The organism is uncultured Acidovorax sp., assembly GCF_964021665.1.
Classification (GTDB): domain Bacteria; phylum Pseudomonadota; class Gammaproteobacteria; order Burkholderiales; family Burkholderiaceae_C; genus Acidovorax; species Acidovorax temperans.
On record NZ_CAXIAK010000156.1, the window covers coordinates 1 to 3,069 of the forward strand.

At 58.6% G+C, this 3,069-nt stretch carries 2 protein-coding genes and 1 pseudogene; all 3 read right to left on the minus strand.

All coding sequences use genetic code 11. The features are described from left to right. Window positions 1–267 precede the first annotated feature (267 nt). On the minus strand, window positions 268–834 hold the full coding sequence (locus AADJ04_RS17795; RefSeq protein ID WP_207375671.1) for an HAD domain-containing protein: 567 nt from the start codon (window positions 832–834) through the stop codon (window positions 268–270). A 63-nt stretch (window positions 835–897) separates the two neighbouring features. Beyond that, a pseudogene (locus AADJ04_RS17800) lies at window positions 898–2,241 on the minus strand (HAD-IC family P-type ATPase); the annotation flags it as partial. A 102-nt stretch (window positions 2,242–2,343) separates the two neighbouring features. After that, window positions 2,344–2,616, minus strand: coding sequence for a hypothetical protein (locus AADJ04_RS17805; RefSeq protein WP_207375631.1), 273 nt, complete (start codon window positions 2,614–2,616; stop codon window positions 2,344–2,346). Between the last annotated feature and the right edge of the window lie 453 nt (window positions 2,617–3,069).

Below are 3,069 nucleotides of genomic sequence, written 5' to 3' on the forward strand. Positions count from 1 at the left end.
TGGGTTATTTGGAACTCCTCTTGGGCATCTCCGTTTAGATGCGATTGCCCTGGCTTGGTAACCGACGATGGTCTTGAACTAGTGCAGGCAGATGCAGGGGACGTTGGAGGCTGGTGGCCCGATTCGAGCAACATGCAGCGTTATGGGCTGCGCTGGATCGATCTGGCAGACTGAGAAATCCTAAACTTGCAAAGTGCAGTTTCAGTTGAGCCTAGCGAGACGGCCTTTGAAAGGTTGGCTGCGCATCAATCACCCAGCGGAAACCACTCAAGCTACAGTACTTCGCACCAGCTTTCGCCGAAGTTCACGGCGGACTTCGGGGCTGGAAAGGCCAGTGGTGCCCTCACAAGCGACCAAGTTGTCGATGGCTTGGGAAGGCCAGTCCTCAACGTCATCATCCAGCGCGATCCAATGGCGCGGCTTTCTTCTCCGCACGTCTGCGAGGATCTGCATGCCACGGGGCGTACTCTGGAACGATGCCAGAGTCCACGGATCGGCTCCATGGACGCGCTTGTGGTAAGTACCCCCGATGAATCGAGCTCGAAGGTGCGCCGGTAGGCGCTCAAGCGTTTTGGCATAGCCTGGCCTGACACACCAGGAACTACTCAGCACCAGTGCCGCTGAGGGATATGGTGCTAGCTCCTCCTCCAAAATTGGAAGCCACTCAAACAACGTATGGCCTGCGGCTTCGTAGGGACTCATGTAGATGCCACGGTTCGGGTGCCAGAGGACGGCTTCAGGGTGAAGCACGCCGTCGAGGTCGAGGTACACGATCAAGTCAGCGCTGCGGGGAGTGGACGCTGGTATGTAGGGCTCCAACTGGCTTGAAGTCATGTTCACTCAAAGCGAAACTCTCGTTGCTATGCGGTTTTGAAATCGGCGCCTGTCACCCCTTCGGTTTTCGATGGCTGCAGCGTCCCTGAACAACACGCCACTGGTCGCCCCCCGGCCCGTGGCCACCATGATGGACATGGGGGTTGCCAAGCCCAACGCGCAGGGACACGCGATGATCAGCACGGCCACGGCGTTGACCAGACCATAGACCCAACGTGGCTCCGGACCGAACAGGCCCCACGCGAATAGCGTGAGCAACGCGATACCCACCACAGCCATCACGAAGTAGCCCGCCACCTGGTCGGCCATGCGCTGCATGGGAGCTCGAGAGCGCTGTGCCTGCGCAACCATCTGAACGATCTGGGACAGCATGGTGGCCGAGCCCACCCGCTCGGACCGGATCACCAGTGCACCGTTGGTATTGAGCGTGGCACCGATGACAGCATCGCCAGGTCCTTTGACGATGGGCACTGGCTCGCCAGTGAGCATGGCTTCGTCCACCGCACTGCTCCCCTCGACCACCACGCCATCCACCGGCACCTTCTCACCGGGGCGCACGCGCAGCAGATCGCCCACATGGACATGCGACAACGGCACATCACTCTCCTGGCCGTTGGCATCGATGCGCCGCGCGGTCTTGGGTGCCAAGCCCAACAACGATTTGATGGCGGCCGAGGTCTGAGAGCGTGCTTTCAGCTCCAGCATCTGGCCCAGCAGCGTGAGCGAGATAATTACGGCTGCGGCTTCGAAGTACACCGCCACGCGGCCCATGGCCTGGAACGAGGCTGGAAATACCCCAGGCGCCACGGTGGCAACCACGCTGTAGACAAATGCGGCGCCCGTGCCCAGGCCGAACAAGGTCCACATGTTGGGACTGCGGTTCGCGATGGACTGGGCACCACGCACAAAGAAGGGCCAGCCAGCCCACAGCACGATGGGTACCGTCAGCACCAGCTCAATCCAGCTCTGGGTGGCCATTTCGAACCACTGCAGCCTGTGCCCCACCATGGCCAGAACAGTGACCACCACGGTCAGTGGCAACGTCCACCAGAAGCGATGCCGGAAATCCACGAGTTCGGCGTTTTCTCCCTCATCCAGCGTGGGGAGCATGGGCTCCAGCGTCATGCCGCATTTAGGGCAGTTTCCTGGATGGTCCTGCTGCACCTCCGGGTGCATGGGACAGGTGTAGATGGTGCCGAGCTGAGCTGCTGCTGGCTCACGCGCAACCTTCTCAGTGCCGGGAGGCGTGACAGCGTACCTGCCTGGTTCCTCAACAAATTTTGCCCGACACTTGGAGCTACAGAAGTAATAGTGCTGTCCTTCGTGGTCCGCCGTGTGATGCGATTGTTCCGTCACGTCCATGCCGCAGACTGGATCTTTAAGTCCCGTCGTAAGCGGCGGTGCCACCCCGTGGGGCCCCTCATGATGATGGCCATGGTGGCCCCGCTTTGTTGCTGCCAAGCGGCCCAGTTTCCTTCCAAGCACCTGAAAGTTTTTGACTCTTGAATGTCAATGCGTGCGGGTTGAGGGCTGCCCGGAAGGAACAGAAGGTCGCGCAGTGTCATTGGCGGCCAAGCGGGTGGAGGACATGCGGCCGGCAGCATCAACCTTGACCATACCCAGTCTCGGATGACTCCAGTAACGTGTTCTTCCTTCTTCTGCCTGCGCGTTGGCAGGCAATGCCTGATCGCGTACTTCAAGATTTGGGGGAGTTGCAAAAGAGGTTGCTGAAGCCAGGGACAGAGCAGTGGCAAAGATGGCGGTAAATAGGTTGTTGGACATGCACTTGACTCCCACATTGTTCATTGAAAAATCAGCGTGGCTGACTGCCCTACATCACGCAGCGTGAAGAGGCCCTACGCGCCGTGATAAGGGGAGTCTGGAGCACGGTCCATCACCGCAAAATGATGCGTAGATGACTTTTTTGTAATGCGGCAATCCACCGCGCTGAGAACGATTTCAACGTCATCCGTTCTACCAGAGCGAACTATTTGCTGCTGCCAGATGTATTCAAAGAAGTGGGTATGACGGCCTGCCAAAACACAAGCCGCTTTGTCATGGCGATTCCTCCAGGATCAGCTCTACCCGATGGTCTTCCTAGTTGGTGATTCGCTCTACCTGTCCGTTTGAATGTGAATTACCCTGAGCACGTATATCAAATACGCGTGCATTCTCAGTTGCATCCCTTTCAAGGTCTTGTCCCCGCAGCCTGTTTGAGGACACGAGCGGTGGACA

What these genes read in the sequence shown, in the direction of transcription:
- AADJ04_RS17795 (WP_207375671.1), bottom strand. Translation starts at nt 834, where the DNA reads ATGACTTCAAGCCAGTTGGAGCCCTACATACCAGCGTCCACTCCCCGC.
- AADJ04_RS17805 (WP_207375631.1), bottom strand. Translation starts at nt 2,616, where the DNA reads ATGTCCAACAACCTATTTACCGCCATCTTTGCCACTGCTCTGTCCCTG.